Origin of the sequence: Allopontixanthobacter sediminis (assembly GCF_009828115.1) — a bacterium.
Lineage (GTDB): Bacteria > Pseudomonadota > Alphaproteobacteria > Sphingomonadales > Sphingomonadaceae > Allopontixanthobacter > Allopontixanthobacter sediminis.
Genome location: NZ_WTYL01000002.1, coordinates 888,761 through 906,204 on the forward strand (window position 1 = coordinate 888,761; position 17,444 = coordinate 906,204).

Consider the following 17,444-nt stretch of genomic DNA (forward strand, 5'->3'; position numbering starts at 1 on the left):
ACGTAGCTGCTCACGCTGAACAGCTTGCCCCGCCAAGGACGCAGAATCGTGCGCAGTGGGGGTGATTAAGGGCAACCTCGCCCGACGCTTCAGCCAGTGTTTCGCCCATATCGAACCCCGGATCGAATGGGATGAGAGTGCAGGCGGCGACGCGCGGACCCGGTTCGCCTTTGCGGTGCACCACCATACGGCTAGTCGCGCACATGATGTCCGCGGGAGATTTGCTCAGTATGTCCCAGCAATCGGTCGTGATCTCCGGGATATCGGCTGCCTCATCCATTTCGGGGAACAGGACCAGCCGCGCGGGATCGCCAGCGTCGATCGCGATACCTTCACTGGCAAACAGCGCCGCGTAACCCACGCGGGCAGCTTCCATGCCTTCGCCGGGCAGCAGGCGGCCGGCCACCGCGACGGAGAAATCGTGGTCTGACAGCCATTTCAGGCCAGCAAGCCCGGGTTCCCAGCTGCGCGGGCCGCGTTCGGCTTCATGCGCAGCCTGGGTGTGATGGTCGAGACTGACGCGGATCGTCAACCGGCGGCCATGCTCCTCTAGCAAGGCCAGCAAGCGGGCTTCATGGCGGCGCATCGGCTTCATTGCGTTGCTGAGCACCAACGCATCAAAGCCGCGATCCAAGGTGTCTTCGAGCATCGCCAGGAACTGCGGGTTCATGAACGGTTCGCCGCCGGTAAAGCCGATTTCACTGGTCGGCAGGGCCGAATTTTCGAGCTCATCCAGATAGCCCGCTACGCTGTCGGCTGAGATATATACCAGCGCATCGTTCGTCGGGCTGCTCTCGATGTAGCAAGTGGCGCAGGCGAGGTTGCACAGGGTACCGGTGTTGAACCAGAGAGTCTCAAGCCGGGCCATCGGCACCGTTCCGCGCGCTTCGCCCTTGGCAGTCCAGCGCGGATCGGCGAACTTTTCGCGCGGTAACGCGGCTGCCTCGACCCGAAAGGGTGAGGGGCCGGAAGGCGCGTTGCGGGAATTGGTGCGCGCGCCGCTCAATTCATGGCCCTGCGCAGTTTGGCGACCACCGCGACATATTTCTTCGGCAATGATCCGAACACGGTCGGCTCCCATGCGGCAAAAGCTGCGGCCTTGGCGATTTCGCTGCGAGTGGGGTAGGAGATTATCGCGCTGCCCATGTCGAAAGTCCCACTCTTGCCGGTGATGCTCTGGCTCCACGGCAGCAACAATTCGCCCGCATTTTTGCCTACGATGGTGACGCCAAGGACCTTCTTGCCTTTGAGGACGAGCTTCAGGAAGCCGTCCGTCGCATCCTCCGCAATCGCGCGTTCGTTGTGGTCGAAGCCTTCCTTTACCACGGTTACCTTGTCGCCGAATTCCTTGCGGGCGTCCGCTTCGGTCATGCCGACCTGCGCCACTTCCGGGTCGGTATAGGTGCACCACGGCAGCGCTTTCCAATTTACCTTGGTGGGCAGGCCGGTCGTTATCTCGAGCGCGACATTGGAACCTTCATGGCCCGACAAATGGGTCAGCCGCGGTCCGTCGCGGCAGTCGCCGATGGCGTAAATCGACTTCACCGAAGTGCGGCGGCGCGCATCGACGATAATGCCGTTATCGCCCGTCTCGATGCCTACATCCTCAAGCCCCAGGCCGGAGATATTGGCTGTCCGCCCGGCGGCGATCAGCAGATGCGTCCCGGAGATTGCCGGACCATCCGACACCTGCAGCGTAATCGCGCCGAAGGACCCGCTGACACTTTGGGCTTTCCCAAATACGAACGCGGTGCTCTCGGCTTCCAACCGGGCCTGGACTACGGCGACCGCCTCGGGATCGTCGCGGCCCATCAACCGGCCCGGATTGATCACCGTAACCTGGCTGCCGAGCCGCCGGAAGCTCTGGGCCATCTCCATCCCGATTACGCCCCCGCCCACAATCACCAGATGGCCAGGAAGTTCGCGTAGCTCGAACAAATTTTCGTTGGTCAGATAGGGTACGTTATCGAGGCCGCTGATCGGAGGAATGGTCGGCCTGGAACCCGTAGCGATCACGATGCGCGGCGCGGTCAGGGTGCGGCCGCCCACCGCGACCGAATGTCGCCCTGTGATGCGCGCCCGCTCGCGGATCACTTCGCAGCCCATTTCCTCGAACCGTTCCTGCGAATCGTGCGGTTCGATATGCGCGATTGCATCGTGGATGTGCTTGTGGACACCGGCCCATGCAACCTGCGGCGGCGCGAGGGTGACGCCCATCCATTCCCCGCGGCGGGCTTCCTGGGCGCGCTTGGCGGCGGTGATGAGCGCTTTCGAAGGGACGCAGCCGTTGTTGAGGCATTCGCCGCCCATCTTGTGCGCCTCGATCAGGGCAACCTTCAAGCCGAACAGGGCGCATCCCCCGGCCGCGGTCAAACCGGCAGCACCGCCGCCGATCACGATTGCGTCGTGGGTAAATTTCATGCCTGATCCCGAAGTTGGTGGTGAAGTGTAACGAAAAGGTGCTGCACAGCGAATGCGTTTATGCCAAGCCCTTGGCAGATTTTTGGCGCGCTCGCCTCCACCTTTCGCATTCCAGGGACCGGAAGTTACATGAATATCGAAAACAGCCGTGATTATTACGGCAAGGTGCTCGAAGGCTCGGAGGACCTCAAGACCGACGCGTGCTGCACCGCCGAAGCACCGCCGCCGCCGATCATGACCGCGATGATGAATGTTCACCCCGAAGTTCGCGCACGTTATTACGGCTGCGGCCTGGTGGTCCCGCAGGCGGTCGAAGGCGCGCATATCCTCGATCTGGGATCGGGAAGCGGGCAGGATGCCTATATTCTGAGCCAGCTGGTCGGCGAAACCGGTTCGGTTACCGGGGTGGACACCACTCCGGAGCAACTCGCGGTGGCGAACCAGCATCTCGAATGGCACCGCGAGAAATTCGGTTACGCCAGATCGAACGTGACCTTTGTGGAAGGCGACATCGAACATCTCGACGCGCTGGGCCTGCCCGAGGGGCACTACGATGTCATCGTATCGAACTGCGTGATCAATCTGGTGGCAGACAAGGCCGCCGTATTCTCCGCGGCGCACCGTCTGCTCAAGACCGGAGGGGAGCTGTATTTCTCCGATGTCTACGCCGACCGCCGGGTCCCCGCCGAATTGCTGGACGATCCCGTGCTGCACGGCGAATGCCTGTCGGGCGCGCTGTACTGGGGCGATTTCCACGCGCTCGCGAAGGCGGCAGGGTTCGCCGATCCGCGCCTGGTTACCAGCCGGCCGCTGGCGATCGGCGATGCGACGATCGCGGAAAAGCTGGGCGGAATCACCTTCAATTCCGCCACCTACCGGCTGTTCAAGCTGGACGGACTGGAACCGGAATGCGAGGATTACGGGCAGGCAGTCCGGTACAAGGGCACGGTTGCCGGTTCGGAGCGGGCGTTCGAACTCGACGGTCACCACAGCATCGAAGCGGGGCGGAGGTTCCCGATCTGCGGCAACAGCTGGAAGATGCTGGCCGACACCCGCTTTGCTCCGCATTTCGAATTCTTCGGTGATTTTTCGAAGCATTACGGCGTGTTTCCCGGCTGCGGCAGCGACAGCCCCTTCGCCAGCATCACCATCGGTCCCGCCGACGCATCGACAAGCTGTTGCTGAACATCCTGCTGACCGGCGCCGCGGGATTGATCGGCGGGGAGCTAGCCGCGCGGTTGGTTGCGGCAGGCCACCGCGTCACGGCCATGGTGCACCGGACGCGAGAAATTCGCGCCAACGACGGCAGCTTGGTCACACCACATGAAGTGATAACCGGCGATGTCTCCTTGCCGCTGTTCGGATGGGGCAAGGGCCAGTTCGATCGGCTTACCAAGACGTGCGACCTGCTGGTCCACTGCGCCGCCACCGTCCGCTTCGACCTCGGGGAGGAGGAATATTCCCGGGTGAACATCGGCGGAGCGGCCAATGCAGCGGAATTCGCCCGCGCCGGGAACATGCCCCTGCTGCATGTCAGCACCGCCTATGTCTGCGGCACCAGGGATGGGCCAATTCTGGAAAAAGAACCGCTGCCGGATGCGGGCTTCGCGAATGGCTATGAAAAATCCAAGGCGGCGGCCGAACGGCTGATCCGCGCAAGCGGGGCCCGCTTCGCCATCGCGCGTCCGAGCATAGTCGTGGGGGACAGTATCAGCGGGGTCATTCGGCAGTTCGATACCACCTATGCAGCGTTTAAGCTGATCGCCGAGGGCCATGTCCGCCATATGCCGGCACGCGAGGGGGCGACGCTGGATTTCGTGCCGGTGGATCATGTCGCAGGTTCGCTAGCCAACATTGCCGGCAAGATGAACAAGGCGGATGGCGGCACCTTTCACCTTGTTTCCGGCCAGCCGATCCCGGTGACCGAATTCACGGCTGCGATTGCCGCGTTCCCGCAGTTTCACCGACCGGAACTGGTCTCGTCGGATCTGTTCGACCCCACCAGCCTGCCGCCGCTGGAACGCCGCCTCTACCGCCGGGTGGCGGGCCTTTATGCGAGCTATTTCCAGCGCGACCCGCATTTTGATGACCGCCAAGCGCAGGCGCTCACAGGCCGGACGTGTCCGCCAACCGGTGCGGAATACCTGCACCGTCTTATCACGCACTGCATCGACGTGGGTTTCCTGACCGGCGAACCAGTCAGCGAATATGCGGGTAATGCCGTTCGAGCCTAGCGCGCGCGCCAAATGCCCACATGATCCCGACCTTGAAGTAGATCCAGTTGGCCTTCAGCGGTCCCCAAGCGGCGATCCGCCGGTCCGAAGTCTCGATCCAGCGCGGGACCAGCCGGATCTTGCCGAGGCGCGCCAGCTTGATGCACAAATCCGCTTCCTCCATTACCGGCGTGCCCGGATCGCATCCGCCCACCGCGAGATACTGGCTGCGGCGGAAGAACATCGCATGGTCGCCGAACAGTAGCCGCACTCCCTGGAAGAACAGATGCGGCCGGGTAATCAGCGGTGCGTACCAGGTCTTGATCCAGTTGTGGAACGTGGTGAACCATCGGATCTTGTCGGGCCCGCGGATTAGCGGCGTGAAACCTGCCAGAGCTAAATCCCGATCGGCGAGCTGTGTCTGGATCACCGCGATCATGTCGTGCGGGGGCACCGTATCGGCATGGAGAACGCAGACCATTTCGGTCCTCGCCGCGGCCACGCCGGCGTTGATCTGGATGGCGCGGCCCCGCGAGGTGGTGATCACGCGCCAGCCGCTGGATTTGAGCAGTGCCGGGCTCGCATCGCTGCTTCCGCCGTCGACGGCGATCACTTCCGCTGGCTGCGGGTCCAGCGCCGCGATTACGACGAACAGCGCTGGCAGCGCGCGTTCCTCGTCCAGTACCGGGATGACCAGGGTAACACCGCTCACGGAAGGAATTCCGGCCACTGCGCCAAATCTTCCGGCGTATCGATGTCGCTCAGTTCGGGCAGAACCGCGGGTCGGATGCCACGCGCGGCAAACCGGCGCAGGGTTTCCTCGAACACGCGCTCAGTACTCCACTCCATGTCTTCGAATGCGAAACCTGCGTCCTCGCGGTAGCCAAGCAGATAATAGCCGCCGTCGCTCGCTGGACCGATCACCATCGGGTCGGTTTGCAGCGTATCGTGCGCGGCCCGCAGGATTGCTGGCGTCAATCCCGGGCAATCGCTGCCGATGACGATCGCGGGAGCTGGTACGCGGCCGAGACGGGCACTCAGGTCGCCGTCGCCCTGCTCTACGATATTTAAGTCCTCGCCAAGCCCCGCGCGAAAATCCTCCGGGGAGGCGCCGGTAACCCGCAGTTCGAAGGGAACGCCGCTGGCGCGGGCGACTTCCACCGTATGGGCCAACAGCTTGGTGTAGATCGCCGCTGCGCCGTCCGCCCCGAAAGCTGGGATCAGGCGAGTCTTGGCCTTGCCCGGTTCGGGCCAGCGGGCGAAAATCGAAATGAGCGGCTCGGCCATGCAGCGGCGATAGCGGCTCGACTGGCGCGGGGCCATAGGGCATGGATTGGTGATGTCTCGAACGCGTCTTGTCATGGCCCTTGCTGCCGCTGCCGTCGTGGCTGCAATAGTGATTGGCGAGCGCAAGCGCCCGCTACGGGCGCGCGTCCGCAAGACGGGTCCGCGTACGATGCGCAACATTGCCATGGGGGCGAGCTGCGCGGCGGTAATTGCGGTTGTCGAGGAGCCGCTGACCAGACGCATCGCCCGTTCCAACTTGCAGAACGGCAGGGGTTTCGCCCGCCAGTTGCCCCGTCCGCTGCGAGTCATCGGCGGGATCGCGGCGATGGATTACGGATTTTACCTCTGGCACGTCGCCACCCACAAGGTGCCGTTTCTGTGGCGGTTCCACCGCGTGCACCACCTCGATCCGGACATGGACGCGTCCACTGCGGTGCGGTTCCATGCGGCGGACATGCTGGTATCGCTGCCTTGGCGGCTGGTGCAGGTACGGCTGTCCGGGGCCAGCCCGAAGAGCCTCGCGCTATGGCGGCAATTCTTCAATTTCTCGATCCTGTTCCACCACGCCAACCTTCGGCTGCCAGGCAGGTGGGACGAACGGCTGTCGGCGGTGCTGACGACCCCGAAGATGCACGGGATCCATCATTCCAACGTGCGAGACGAACGCGACAGTAACTGGACCAGCGGCTTCAGTTTCTGGGACCGGCTTCACGGCACGTTCCGGCAGGATATCCCGCAGGCCGATCTAGTGATCGGGGTGGACGATCCGGCGGCGGAACAGGACGAAGGGCTCGAAAGTTCGCTTGCCGCTCCGTTCCAGCCGTTCCCCTCGACCAAACGCACAATGTAATCGGCGGGGGTCGCACTACGCTATTGACGGACTTGCGCATTTCAGTGCCCATGCAGGACTGGGTGAATTTCAATACAGGGTCGATCTTACATGCACACACCATCGTTCACATCGCGCCGATTGGCGCGCCATTCAATCATGGCAGTCCTGCTGTCCTCCGCCACGATAACCGCCGCGCAGGATGTGCAGATTGTCCAGCCCGGTGCGCCGGGGCAGGCGACGCGGCAGATCGACGTGGATCAGGCGGTTGCCCTGGCGGACACGAGCTTCTCGCCCGCTGATGTCCGTTTCATGCAACACATGATCGCCCATCATCGGCAGGCAGTGGAGATGGCAGCGCTGGTCAAGGACCGGACGAACCAGGAAGAAATCGTCGCGGTGGCGGGCCGGATCGACGCTTCGCAGGCCGACGAAATGGAATTCATGACCACTTGGCTCGGCCAGCGTGGGCAGCCCGCAACCTCGCCGGGAATGGACCATTCCGCGATGGGGCATGGTACGCAGGCCATGGCCGGAATGGCGTCTGCCGAGGACATGGCCCGGCTGGCGGCGGCGAGTGGCGGCGAATTCGACCGATTGTTCCTCGAACTGATGATCAAACATCACGAGGGCGCCCTCGAAATGGTCAAGGTCCTGCTCGAGCAGCCGGGGGCAGCCTATGATCCGGTGATGTTCGAGTTCACCAACGACGTGAACACCGACCAGAAGGCCGAGATCGAGCGGATGAACGCATTGCTCGCCAGCCTTTCGGACGATCCACGCGCGGGCCTCGCCGCCGGTTTCCGTGATGCGGGCGAAGCGATCAGCGGCATGCGCCTGCTGGCAGCGCTGCCCAAACCGGCTGGCTTTTTCGATCCCAAGAACCCGGCTGGTCTGGCTTTGCCAAAGCCAAAGAAGGATGCCGGCGAGAACGTCGTCAAGGATGGGGAAACGCCCGCGGAGCTCGCAGCCGATGCCGTAGTCGCCGATGCGGCGGAAGGGGCCGAAAAGCCGGGCACTCGCGCAGCCGAGGAAACCAAGACCCAGTTCAGCGAACGGTCTCCGCTGTTGAATTTCGCCAACACCGACATGGCATTTTCCGGCGATACGCTGGTGGCCGGCAATTATCACGGTTTCAACATCTACAAGTTGGGCGAAGACGGGGTGCCCGGATTGGTCAGTTCGGTAGTTTGCCCGGGAGGCCAGGGCGATGTGTCCGTGGTCGGCGATCTGCTGATCATGTCGGTCGAACAGACCCGCGGCCGCGTCGACTGCGGGTTGCAGGGAGTTACTGGCGACGTCAGCGCGGAACGGTTCCGCGGTCTCCGGATCTTCGACATCAGCGACCTCGCACGCCCGGTCCAGGTCGGCCAGGTGCAGACGTGCCGCGGATCGCACACGCATTCGGTCGTGTCGCAAGACGCGAAATCGATCGTGGTCTATAATTCCGGCACCAGCCGTGTGCGCGACGAGGAAGAACTGGCCGGGTGCATTGGTGAAGTGCCGGGCGATGACCGCACCGCCTTGTTCCGGATCGACGTGATCGAAATTCCGGTGGCCAACCCGGCGGCAGCGCGGATCGTCGACAGTCCGACAGTGTTCGCCGATCCCGAAACGGGGCGCCTCGCCGGGCTGTGGCAGGGTGGAGATCACGGCGACGATACGCAGGATACCAACCGCACGGACCAGTGCCACGATATCACGGTCTTCCCTGCCTTGAAGATCGCCGCCGGCGCGTGTTCGGGCAACGGGATCGTCTTCGACATTTCCAATCCGCTCAAGCCCAAGCGAATCGACGAAGTCGTCGACAAGGGTTTCGCCTATTGGCACTCCGCGACCTTCAACAACGACGGCACCAAGGTCGTGTTCACCGACGAATGGGGCGGCGGGGGCCGTCCGCGCTGCCGGGCATCCGATCCGCGCAACTGGGGTGCGAACGCGATCTATGACATCAAGGACGGGGAGCTGACCTTCCGCAGCCTGTACAAATTGCCCGCGCCGCAGTCGGACAAGGAAAATTGCGTCGCGCACAATGGCTCGATCATTCCGGTGCCGGGCCGCGATATCTTCCTGCAGGCGTGGTATCAGGGCGGCATTTCCGTGATGGATTTCACCGACAGCGCAAACCCGAAGGAAATCGCCTATTTCGACCGTGGCCCGATCAGCGACGAGCAGATGGCGATGGGCGGATACTGGTCGGCCTATTATTACCGGGGCCGTATCTACGCCACGGAGATTGCACGCGGGCTGGATGTGTTCGCGCTGGAGCCGAGCGAGTTCCTGACCGCGGAGGAAATCGCTGCAGCCGAAGCGGCTGACCAAGGCAGCACCTTCAACCCGCAGACGCAGTATCCGGTAACATGGCCGGACATGGTGACTGCCCGATAGGTTTTAGTCGCCGCGCCTTCAGGTGGCGGCACGCACAAAAGAAAAGGCCCGGCGGATCGCTCCGCCGGGCCTTTGTGTGTGTGCGCTACGGCGCGGGTGGGAAGCTTAGAAGCCGCCCATTCCGCCCATGCCGCCCATGCCGCCCATATCGGGCATGCCGCCGCCGCCGGAGTTCTTGTCTTCCGGTGCGTCGGAGATCGCGGCTTCGGTGGTGATCAGCAGACCGGCCACCGAGGCTGCGTCCTGCAGGGCAATACGAACGACCTTGGTCGGGTCGATCACGCCTGCCTTGACGAGGTTCTCGTAGGTATCGGTTGCCGCGTTGAAGCCCATGGTTTCGTCGCCTTCACGGAGCAGATTGCCCGTGATGACAGCGCCGTCATGTCCAGCGTTTTCAGCAATCTGGCGGATTGGCGACAGGATCGCCTTGCGCACGATGTCGATTCCGCGGGTCTGGTCGTCGTTCGCGCCCTTCAGGCCTTCGAGAGCCTTGGTGGCGTAAAGCAGCGCGGTACCGCCGCCGGGGACGATGCCTTCTTCGACGGCTGCGCGGGTTGCGTGCAGCGCATCGTCGACACGGTCCTTGCGTTCCTTCACTTCGACTTCCGACGCGCCGCCAACCTTGATCACGGCAACGCCGCCAGCAAGCTTCGCGAGACGTTCTTGCAGCTTTTCCTTGTCGTAATCGCTGGTGGTCGATTCGATCTGGGCCTTGATTTCACCCACGCGCGACTTGATGTCTTCGGCCGAACCGGCGCCATCGACGATGGTCGTGTTGTCCTTGTCGATCGACACGCGCTTGGCTTCGCCGAGCATGCCCAGGGTGACGGTTTCAAGCTTGATGCCGAGGTCTTCGGAAATCATCTCGCCCTTGGTCAGGATCGCGATGTCCTGCAGCATGGCCTTGCGGCGATCGCCGAAACCAGGTGCCTTGACGGCCGCAATCTTGAGCCCGCCGCGCAGCTTGTTGACCACCAGGGTAGCCAGCGCTTCGCCTTCGATGTCTTCGGCGATGATCAGCAGCGGACGTCCGCTCTGGACCACGGCTTCGAGGATCGGCAGCATTGCCTGCAGGTTCGACAGCTTCTTTTCGTGGATGAGAACATAGGGGTTCTCAAGCTCGACCGTCATCTTGTCGGGGTTGGTGATGAAGTAAGGCGACAGATAACCGCGGTCGAACTGCATGCCTTCGACAACGTCGAGCTCGAATTCGAGGCCCTTGGCTTCTTCGACGGTGATCACGCCTTCCTTGCCGACCTTTTCCATGGCTTCGGCAATCTTCTCGCCGACTTCACGGTCGCCGTTGGCGGAAATGATCCCGACCTGGGCGATTTCGGACGAACCGGCCACGTCCTTCGAACGCGCAACCAGGTTTTCGACAACCTTGGACACGGCGAGATCGATGCCGCGCTTGAGGTCCATCGGGTTCATGCCCGCTGCGACCGACTTCATGCCTTCGCGCACGATCGCCTGGCCCAGTACGGTGGCGGTGGTGGTGCCGTCACCGGCGAGGTCGTTGGTCTTCGACGCAACTTCCTTGAGCATCTGCGCGCCCATGTTCTCGAACTTGTCCTTCAGTTCGATTTCCTTGGCGACGGTAACGCCGTCCTTGGTGATGCGCGGTGCGCCGTAGCTCTTGTCGATAACCACGTTGCGGCCCTTGGGGCCGAGTGTCACTTTTACTGCGTTGGCGAGGATATCCACGCCGCGCAGAATGCCTTCGCGTGCTTCACGCGAGAACTTTACGTCCTTGGCTGCCATGATAAAATTCCTTTGATTGGGTTAGACGGGGAAAGCGAAGGGTCCGTCGGCTCAGCCGATGATCCCCATGATGTCGCTTTCCTTCATGATCAGCAGATCTTCGCCGTCGAGCTTGACCTCGGTGCCCGACCATTTGCCGAACAACACGCGGTCGCCAGCTTTGACATCGAGCGGAGTGATCTTGCCATCTTCGGCCTTGGTGCCAGTGCCGACGGAGACGATTTCGCCTTCGCTGGGTTTTTCCTTGGCACTATCCGGGATGATGATGCCGCCAGCGGTCTTTTCTTCGGCTTCAATCCGACGAACAAGAACGCGGTCGTGCAGGGGGCGAAATGCCATATCGTTGACCTCTTCTTTCAAGATGAGTGAATATTTGTCGATTGGCACTCCCGGTATGAGAGTGCCAACGAGAGCGCATATGTGGATGCCGCCAGTCGGAGTCAACGGGCGCGCCGGATAATTTTTCCGGATCCGCGACCAAGCGCCGCTGCGCTCAGACCAGTCCGAAGCGGCCGCGCTGCGCCCAGCGCCATGTCAGCAGGATGGCCGCCACCAGCAGGCCCGCCGCAAGTCCGATCCACACCCCGACACCGGCGAGCGGGGAATTGAGACCCAGCCAGATCGAGATGCTGAAACCGGCAGCCCAGTAGCTGAACACCGCAATGACCATGGGCACCCGTGTATCCTGCAACCCGCGCAGATTGCCTGCGGACACCGCCTGAACCGCGTCGACCAGTTGGAAGATCGCCGCGAGCAGCAGGTATTGCACCGCAAAGCCGACCATCGCCGAATTCCCGGCAGCGTTGACGTCGACATAGATCGACAGGACGGTGAGCGGTGCGAAAAGCATGATCGACGCCGTGACCATGCTGAACGCGACCGCGATGGCGAGCGCGATCCAGCCGGCCCGCGCGATCGCCGCGGTATCGCCCGCACCGAAATGATATCCGACCCGGATCGTAGCGGCTTGTCCGATGCCGAACGGTATCTGGAACGCCAGCGCGGCAACCTGCAGCGCGATCGTATGCCCGGCCAGTTCCGAAGGCCCGATCCGGCCCATCAGGAACGCGGCCCCACTGAACAGCCCGGCCTCCGCGAAAATGGTGAACATGATCGGCGTGCCAATGCGGATGATATCCTTCATCCGGCCCCATTCGGTGCGCCACCAATTACCCAAGATCCGGTAGCGCCGCAGCCTCCGGTCCCACCCGATCGCAGCGACATAAGCCGCGAGAATGAACAGGGAGGTGAACACGCTGGCCAGCGCCGATCCTTCGAGCCCGAGCGCAGGCGCCCCCAGATTGCCGAACACCAGCACCCAGTTCGCGAGTACGCTGACCCCGATGGCCGAGGCGATGATCATCGTCGCGAAGATCGGCCGGTCGAGCGCCGAAACGAAGATCCGCAGCACGTTCGAGAGGACCATCGGGATCATCGCCCAGATGATGATCTGCAGAAAGTCGCCCGACATGGCGGCGATCTTCGGGTCCTGTCCGGTCAGCAGCATCAACCGCTCCCCGCCGAGGCAGGCGATCATGCCGAGAGCCCCGACCAGGACGGCGAGCCACAGGCCCATGCGCACGCTGCGGCGAACCTCCCGCACCGCATGGCGGCGGCGGCCGAGTTCTGCCGCGATCAGGGGTGCAACGGCCCCGGTCAGGCCGGACAGCCCCCACAGGATCAGGCCGAACAGCGCGATGGCGAGGCTCGAAGCTGCAAGTTCCTGCTCCCCCAGTCGCGCCACGAAAATGACATCGACCGCATGGACCAGCATCTGCAGCAAATTGGCCGCAGCCAGCGGCCAGGCAAGCTTCATCGTCGCCGAAAATTCGGTGCGCCATGGGCCGGCGGGCGGCGAGAGAGTGGCTGTAGGCGGCATAAAGCCGCTCCGGATAGGCGAGCCGGACGCGCGCGAAAAGCCGCCGCGTGATCTGCGGCAACTTCCTCGCGGCAAGTGTTGCCCCTTTCACTCGCACCGTGCTGCGGCTAGGCCATCGGGCAGGAATACGGCAGGGACGAAGACGCTGATGGAACATGAAGGCGCATCGATGCTGCGGGACGGGGTTCTGCTCCTGGGCTTCGCATTGGCTTTCGTACTTTTGTTCCGGCGCTTCGGCCTCGGCGCGACACTGGGTTACCTGGTGGCGGGCGCGGTTGTCGGTCCGCAGGTCCTTGGCTTGGTCGGCGATGCCGAACAGATGATCCACATAGCCGAACTGGGCATCGTGATGCTTTTGTTCGTGGTCGGGCTGGAGCTTGATCCCAGCCGGTTATGGCGAATGAAGACCGCGATTTTCGGACTGGGCTTCGCGCAGGTTGCAGCCTGCGGACTGGCAGTCTCGGCCGTGATCTATTTTGCGGCGAGTTATCCGCTGGCGGCGGCACTTGCGATCGGCCTGCCGCTGGGACTGTCCTCCACCGCGCAGGTGCTGCCGATGCTGCAAAGTTCCGGTCGGCTCCGCACTCCGTTCGGCGAACGCGCCTTCGCGATCCTGCTGTTCCAGGACCTGTCGATAATCCCGCTGATCACCATCGTGGCGGCCATGAGCGCCGACCAAGCCGGTGCGGGTGCGGAAGCGGGGATGCCGGGCTGGCAGCTGGCGCTGGTCACGCTGGCGACGATCGGCGGACTGATCGCCGCGGGCCGATTTGTGCTGCGGCCACTGTTCCGGCTCATCGGCCATCTCAACGAACGCGAGATGTTCGTCGTCGCCGGCCTGTTCACCGTGCTGGGGTCGGCATGGGTCATGGAATGGCTGGGACTTTCGACCGCGCTTGGGGCGTTCATTGCCGGGGTCATGTTGGCGAGCACTCCCTATCGCCACGAACTGGAAGCCGATATCGAGCCGTTCCGATCGATCCTTTTGGGGCTGTTCTTCCTGGCGGTGGGGATGATGCTCGATCTGAACGCGATTGCGGAAAATCCTTTGTTCGTCATCATGATGGCGGTCGCCCTGATTGCCGTGAAGAGCGCAATCATTCTCGGCATCGGCTTGGCGGTGGGCATGGCATGGCGAAGCGCGCTGGCGCTGGGCCTGCTGCTCAGCCAGGGCGGTGAATTCGGTTTCGTACTGTTCACCCAGGCGCGGGAGGGCGGGCTGATCTCCAGCGAAGTCGCCAGCCTGTTCGGCGCCATCGTGACCCTGTCGATGGCGACCACCCCGTTCCTGATGATGGCGGCGAGCCGGATGCGGCAACCCGCCAGCAAAGGCAGCAAGCGGGAAGGACCGAGTTCGCGCGGCCGCAATGACGGGGCCGGTGCGCTGGTGATCGGCTTCGGCCGGTTCGGACAGACGGTGGCGCAATTGCTGGTGGCTGCCGGGGTACGCGTGACGCTGGTCGACAGCGATGTCGAACAGATCGATGTGGCGCAGGAATTCGGCTCCAAAGTCTATTACGGCGACGGGACCCGGCTGGACTTGCTGCGACAGGCTGGGGCGGGCGAGGCTAATCTGATTGTCTTCGCTATCGACCGGGACCAGCTCGAGCCCGAATTGCTGCACGGCGTGAAGGAAGCGTTCCCCGGCGCAGGGATCTATGTCCGGGCGTTCGACCGGCGGACCCTGATCAAGCTGAGCGATGCGCCGATCGACCATTCCGTGCGTGAAGTGATGGAATCGGCGGTGGCAATGGGCCGCGCGGCGCTGGACGGCCTCGGGGTCAGCCTGACCGAGATCGACAGGGCGGAGAGCATTTACCGCGAGAGGGATCAGGAGCGCCTCAAAATGCAGACCGATGCCGGCGACCTTCGCGCCGCGAAGGACATGATCTTCACCCAGCAAGCCGCGGATTCCGAAGCGATGGGCCGCGACGAAGCCGGATAGACGCCCGCACCAGACACGGAAAAGGGCGACACCCTTGCGAGTGCCGCCCTTCCATCTGCGAATGCTTCAAGACATCCGCAAAACTGTGTGAAGCTTACTTCAGTTCGACGGTGCCGCCGGCTGCTTCGATCTTGGCCTTGACGTCTTCGGCTTCTGCCTTGTTGACGCCTTCCTTGACAGCCTTCGGAGCGGCTTCGACCAGCGCCTTGGCTTCGGTCAGGCCGAGTCCGGTGATAGCACGGACTTCCTTGATGACCTGGATCTTCTTGCCGCCGTCGCCCGTCAGGATGACGTCGAATTCGGTCTGTTCTTCCACTGCTTCTGCAGCAGCGGCAGGGCCGGCAACTGCAACGGCAGCAGCGGCGCTGACGCCCCAGGTCTCTTCCAGTGCGGTAGCAAGTTCAGCTGCTTCGAGAACGGTCAGCTTCGAGAGTTCTTCTACAAGTTTGGCGATATCGGCCATGATTTAATACTCCAGATATAATGGTTTGGCCCGTGCCGGGGTTACCCCTGGCGCGGATAGATTCGATGAAAAACCGCTTACGCCGCTTCTTTGGTGCTGTAGGCACCAAATACACGGGCGAGCTTTGCTGCGGGTGCGTTGACGACCTGTGCGATTTTCGTCGCAGGGGCCATAACCAGACCCACCAGCTTGCCGCGTAGCTCGTCGAGACTTGGCATCGAGGCCAGTGACCTCACGCCTTTTTCGTCGAGTACCAGTTTGCCCATTGCGCCGCCGACGATTTCGAGCTTGTCGTTCGTCTTGGCGAATTCCACGGCAGCCTTGGCAGCAGCGACCGGATCGGTCGATGTGGCCAGGGCAGTCGGGCCGGTGAGCAATTCGCTCAGGCCTTCGTAATCCGTGTCTTTCAGGGCAAGCTTGGCAAGGCTGTTTTTCGCAACCTTATAGGATGCACCCGCGTCCCGCATCTTTGCGCGCAGATCGGTGGACTGGGCCACCGTCAGGCCGAGATTGCGCGTGACAACAACCACGCCGCTCTCTGCAAAGGTCGAGTTCAGGGCTGCAACCGCGTCGGTTTTTTGCGAACGATCCATGCCTTACTCCTTCATTATGACCACGCGGGGCAAACCCCGCACGGCCGGCTACGGTGATCGCTCCAGCAAGCTGGAACGAGCGAGTCCATTGAGGGGGAAGGAGGTGCGCAAACCAGCATTTGGAGTTGCGCGGTGCGGAGGCCTTGGCCTGCCGCGAATAATCTCTGTCCCCGCCTAGGCTGGAAATTAAGATGACCCGATTGCCATCACCAACTGTCTCGGACGGATGTCCACTAGACCCGTCGGCCTAGTGAACGAGGGGGCAGATAGCAGAAAGGCCGGGCGGGTCAACCCCGTCCGGCCTTTCGGTGCTGTGGCATGTAGCGGACGGTTAGATGCCGTCGGCAGTGTCTTCAAGCGTCTCAGCCTGCGACTCGAGTTCCGCTGCTTCAGCTTCGGTCGGGGCTTGCTCAGCCATTTCCTCGAGCGCTTCCGCCCGCTCGTCGATCACTTCACCCTGGGCTTCGGCGACATCATCGATTTCCTCGCCGACTTCTTCGGCGGGGCCATCGCAGGCTGCGGCGAGCATGGCCAGTGGCAGGGCGGCAAAGGCGAACTTTTTCATATGGCTATCCCTTTCAGGTGGGTTGCACGCGAAACACGATCGTCCGGCGCTTGGGTTCTCAACGCCCGGCGCGGCGCATGTTTCCAAATTCGCCCGCTACCCCCCCTCGTAGCCTAGCAAATCCCCCGGCTGGCAATCGAGTTCGCGGCAGATCGCTTCCAGCGTGGAAAAGCGCATCGCCTTGGCCTTGCCGGTCTTGAGGATGGACAGATTGGCGAGCGTCAGATCGACCCGTTCGGCTAGCTCGGTCAGCGTCATGCGCCGCTCGTGAAGCAGGTCGTCAAGTTTGACATGGATCGGCATCAGACGGTTCCTTCCAGCTCTTCACGCATTTCGGTGCCCTTGCGAAACACTCGGGCGAGGATGAACAGGATCAACACCAGCAGCACGCCGGTACCGGAAAAGCCGAAATCATTATCGACATGATCGTTTGGATCGGCGGCGATTCCTACCACCCAGACGAAGGCGATACCGATCGGTACGGCGGCGGCTTGCGCAATGATCGCGACCCAACCCATTCGCGATAGACGTTTGGCGTTGTCCGGAATGAACGGATCGCCTTCGCCGACGCTGTTGACGATCCGGCGCAGCAACAAGAGGAAGTATACGCCAAGTGCCATCAGGCCCGCCGCGCCAGCGAGGACAAAAGCTGCCGCAGGAATCACCCCCGGCACAATATCCTTTCCGTCAGCCGCCAATTCGGCCAGCAGCGCGGCCTGGTTAAACAGCATCAGCGGCAAGGCGATCACGAGCGCCGCTCCGGCGATTGCCAGGACTACAATAAAGAACATCAGCACGAAGCGGGCAATGGCCAGCAGCGGATCTTTGGCAGCTTTGGTCATTGTGTAACTCCCTGTTGCCGGATCAGGCGATTTCGGCGGTGATCGCATACTGGTCTGCAGGCACTATAACGGCCGGGGTCATCAGGGCGGTCGTCACCAGCATGGCAACGAGGATGGCGAATGCGTTGAATGTACGGGTCATTTGTTGATCTCCAATATGGTTGATATCGACAATCAATAATACCGAGTCGCCATATTGTCAATCAATAATATCGTAAAACAATATGTCCCTTGTTGATTAGCGATGATAGGCCGTCG

Annotated in this window: 17 protein-coding genes; 5 read left to right on the top strand and 12 right to left on the bottom strand. The window is 62.4% G+C overall.

Translation table 11 applies throughout. The features are described from left to right. Positions 1 to 10: 10 nt before the first annotated feature. Together GRI65_RS09965 and GRI65_RS09970 are read right to left on the bottom strand one after the other, a co-directional pair. Positions 11 to 1,006 (bottom strand): radical SAM protein, encoded by a 996-nt coding sequence (locus GRI65_RS09965; protein ID WP_232844033.1) that lies wholly within the window; start codon positions 1,004 to 1,006, stop codon positions 11 to 13. Next, complete coding sequence (locus tag GRI65_RS09970) at positions 1,003 to 2,421, bottom strand: dihydrolipoyl dehydrogenase family protein (protein WP_160756338.1); 1,419 nt, start codon at positions 2,419 to 2,421, stop codon at positions 1,003 to 1,005. The genes GRI65_RS09965 and GRI65_RS09970 overlap by 4 nt, the downstream gene beginning before the upstream one ends. Positions 2,422 to 2,550: 129 nt before the next feature. On the opposite strand from GRI65_RS09970, the gene GRI65_RS09975 reads away from it, so the two are divergent. Beyond that, positions 2,551 to 3,606, top strand: coding sequence for a methyltransferase domain-containing protein (locus tag GRI65_RS09975; RefSeq protein WP_160756339.1), 1,056 nt, complete (start codon positions 2,551 to 2,553; stop codon positions 3,604 to 3,606). Further along, positions 3,600 to 4,655 carry an SDR family oxidoreductase gene (locus tag GRI65_RS09980; RefSeq protein ID WP_160756340.1) on the top strand — a complete coding sequence of 352 codons (1,056 nt, stop codon included), beginning with the start codon at positions 3,600 to 3,602 and terminating at the stop codon, positions 4,653 to 4,655. The genes GRI65_RS09975 and GRI65_RS09980 overlap by 7 nt, the downstream gene beginning before the upstream one ends. On the opposite strand, the gene GRI65_RS09985 is transcribed toward GRI65_RS09980, so the two are convergent. Both GRI65_RS09985 and GRI65_RS09990 read right to left on the bottom strand, forming a co-directional pair. Beyond that, positions 4,621 to 5,346, bottom strand: coding sequence for a glycosyltransferase (locus GRI65_RS09985; protein ID WP_332872634.1), 726 nt, complete (start codon positions 5,344 to 5,346; stop codon positions 4,621 to 4,623). The genes GRI65_RS09980 and GRI65_RS09985 overlap by 35 nt on opposite strands. Further along, the gene (locus tag GRI65_RS09990; RefSeq protein ID WP_160756341.1) at positions 5,343 to 5,921 is read right to left on the bottom strand and encodes a TIGR04282 family arsenosugar biosynthesis glycosyltransferase; all 579 of its coding nucleotides are present in this window, start codon (positions 5,919 to 5,921) and stop codon (positions 5,343 to 5,345) included. The genes GRI65_RS09985 and GRI65_RS09990 overlap by 4 nt, the downstream gene beginning before the upstream one ends. 52 nt (positions 5,922 to 5,973) lie before the next feature. Between GRI65_RS09990 and GRI65_RS09995 the strand changes: the two genes are divergently transcribed. Both GRI65_RS09995 and GRI65_RS10000 read left to right on the top strand, forming a co-directional pair. Next, complete coding sequence (locus GRI65_RS09995; RefSeq protein WP_160756342.1) at positions 5,974 to 6,771, top strand: sterol desaturase family protein; 798 nt, start codon at positions 5,974 to 5,976, stop codon at positions 6,769 to 6,771. Between the two features lie 90 nt (positions 6,772 to 6,861). Next, the gene (locus GRI65_RS10000) at positions 6,862 to 9,138 is read left to right on the top strand and encodes a DUF305 domain-containing protein (protein ID WP_160756343.1); all 2,277 of its coding nucleotides are present in this window, start codon (positions 6,862 to 6,864) and stop codon (positions 9,136 to 9,138) included. A gap of 105 nt (positions 9,139 to 9,243) precedes the next feature. On the opposite strand, the gene groL is transcribed toward GRI65_RS10000, so the two are convergent. The 3 genes from groL to GRI65_RS10015 form a co-directional block, all read right to left on the bottom strand. Further along, positions 9,244 to 10,899, bottom strand: a complete 1,656-nt coding sequence (gene groL, locus GRI65_RS10005; protein ID WP_160756344.1) for a chaperonin GroEL — start codon at positions 10,897 to 10,899, stop codon at positions 9,244 to 9,246. Positions 10,900 to 10,950: 51 nt separating this feature from the next. After that, complete coding sequence (groES, locus tag GRI65_RS10010; RefSeq protein WP_160756345.1) at positions 10,951 to 11,238, bottom strand: co-chaperone GroES; 288 nt, start codon at positions 11,236 to 11,238, stop codon at positions 10,951 to 10,953. A 154-nt stretch (positions 11,239 to 11,392) separates the two neighbouring features. After that, a complete protein-coding gene (locus GRI65_RS10015; RefSeq protein ID WP_160756346.1) occupies positions 11,393 to 12,778 on the bottom strand; it encodes an MATE family efflux transporter in 1,386 nt (461 codons plus the stop codon). A gap of 148 nt (positions 12,779 to 12,926) precedes the next feature. Here GRI65_RS10015 and GRI65_RS10020 point away from each other — a divergent pair, with 148 nt between their 5' ends. Further along, on the top strand, positions 12,927 to 14,723 hold the full coding sequence (locus tag GRI65_RS10020; RefSeq protein WP_160756347.1) for a cation:proton antiporter domain-containing protein: 1,797 nt from the start codon (positions 12,927 to 12,929) through the stop codon (positions 14,721 to 14,723). Positions 14,724 to 14,817: 94 nt separating this feature from the next. Here GRI65_RS10020 and rplL read toward each other — a convergent pair whose 3' ends face one another. From rplL to GRI65_RS10040, 5 genes are all read right to left on the bottom strand, one after another. After that, entirely contained in the window at positions 14,818 to 15,186 is a 369-nt protein-coding gene (gene rplL / locus GRI65_RS10025) for a 50S ribosomal protein L7/L12 (RefSeq protein WP_160756348.1), read from the bottom strand. A 77-nt stretch (positions 15,187 to 15,263) separates the two neighbouring features. Continuing rightward, positions 15,264 to 15,779, bottom strand: a complete 516-nt coding sequence (gene rplJ, locus GRI65_RS10030; RefSeq protein WP_160756349.1) for a 50S ribosomal protein L10 — start codon at positions 15,777 to 15,779, stop codon at positions 15,264 to 15,266. A gap of 331 nt (positions 15,780 to 16,110) precedes the next feature. Next, positions 16,111 to 16,344, bottom strand: coding sequence for a hypothetical protein (locus GRI65_RS15135; protein ID WP_202391242.1), 234 nt, complete (start codon positions 16,342 to 16,344; stop codon positions 16,111 to 16,113). Between the two features lie 96 nt (positions 16,345 to 16,440). Further along, entirely contained in the window at positions 16,441 to 16,647 is a 207-nt protein-coding gene (locus tag GRI65_RS10035; protein WP_160756350.1) for a helix-turn-helix domain-containing protein, read from the bottom strand. Next, on the bottom strand, positions 16,647 to 17,186 hold the full coding sequence (locus GRI65_RS10040) for a DUF2975 domain-containing protein (RefSeq protein ID WP_160756351.1): 540 nt from the start codon (positions 17,184 to 17,186) through the stop codon (positions 16,647 to 16,649). The genes GRI65_RS10035 and GRI65_RS10040 overlap by 1 nt, the downstream gene beginning before the upstream one ends. Positions 17,187 to 17,444 lie beyond the last annotated feature (258 nt).

Bases quoted from the DNA above. Each gene is read 5' to 3' on its own strand.
- GRI65_RS09970 (WP_160756338.1), bottom strand. From the start codon at position 2,421: ATGAAATTTACCCACGACGCAATCGTGATCGGCGGCGGTGCTGCCGGT.
- GRI65_RS09975 (WP_160756339.1), top strand. From the start codon at position 2,551: ATGAATATCGAAAACAGCCGTGATTATTACGGCAAGGTGCTCGAAGGC.
- GRI65_RS09990 (WP_160756341.1), bottom strand. From the start codon at position 5,921: ATGGCCGAGCCGCTCATTTCGATTTTCGCCCGCTGGCCCGAACCGGGC.
- GRI65_RS09995 (WP_160756342.1), top strand. From the start codon at position 5,974: ATGTCTCGAACGCGTCTTGTCATGGCCCTTGCTGCCGCTGCCGTCGTG.
- GRI65_RS10000 (WP_160756343.1), top strand. From the start codon at position 6,862: ATGCACACACCATCGTTCACATCGCGCCGATTGGCGCGCCATTCAATC.
- groL (WP_160756344.1), bottom strand. From the start codon at position 10,899: ATGGCAGCCAAGGACGTAAAGTTCTCGCGTGAAGCACGCGAAGGCATT.
- groES (WP_160756345.1), bottom strand. From the start codon at position 11,238: ATGGCATTTCGCCCCCTGCACGACCGCGTTCTTGTTCGTCGGATTGAA.
- GRI65_RS10015 (WP_160756346.1), bottom strand. From the start codon at position 12,778: ATGCCGCCTACAGCCACTCTCTCGCCGCCCGCCGGCCCATGGCGCACC.
- GRI65_RS10020 (WP_160756347.1), top strand. From the start codon at position 12,927: ATGGAACATGAAGGCGCATCGATGCTGCGGGACGGGGTTCTGCTCCTG.
- rplL (WP_160756348.1), bottom strand. From the start codon at position 15,186: ATGGCCGATATCGCCAAACTTGTAGAAGAACTCTCGAAGCTGACCGTT.
- rplJ (WP_160756349.1), bottom strand. From the start codon at position 15,779: ATGGATCGTTCGCAAAAAACCGACGCGGTTGCAGCCCTGAACTCGACC.
- GRI65_RS15135 (WP_202391242.1), bottom strand. From the start codon at position 16,344: ATGAAAAAGTTCGCCTTTGCCGCCCTGCCACTGGCCATGCTCGCCGCA.
- GRI65_RS10035 (WP_160756350.1), bottom strand. From the start codon at position 16,647: ATGCCGATCCATGTCAAACTTGACGACCTGCTTCACGAGCGGCGCATG.
- GRI65_RS10040 (WP_160756351.1), bottom strand. From the start codon at position 17,186: ATGACCAAAGCTGCCAAAGATCCGCTGCTGGCCATTGCCCGCTTCGTG.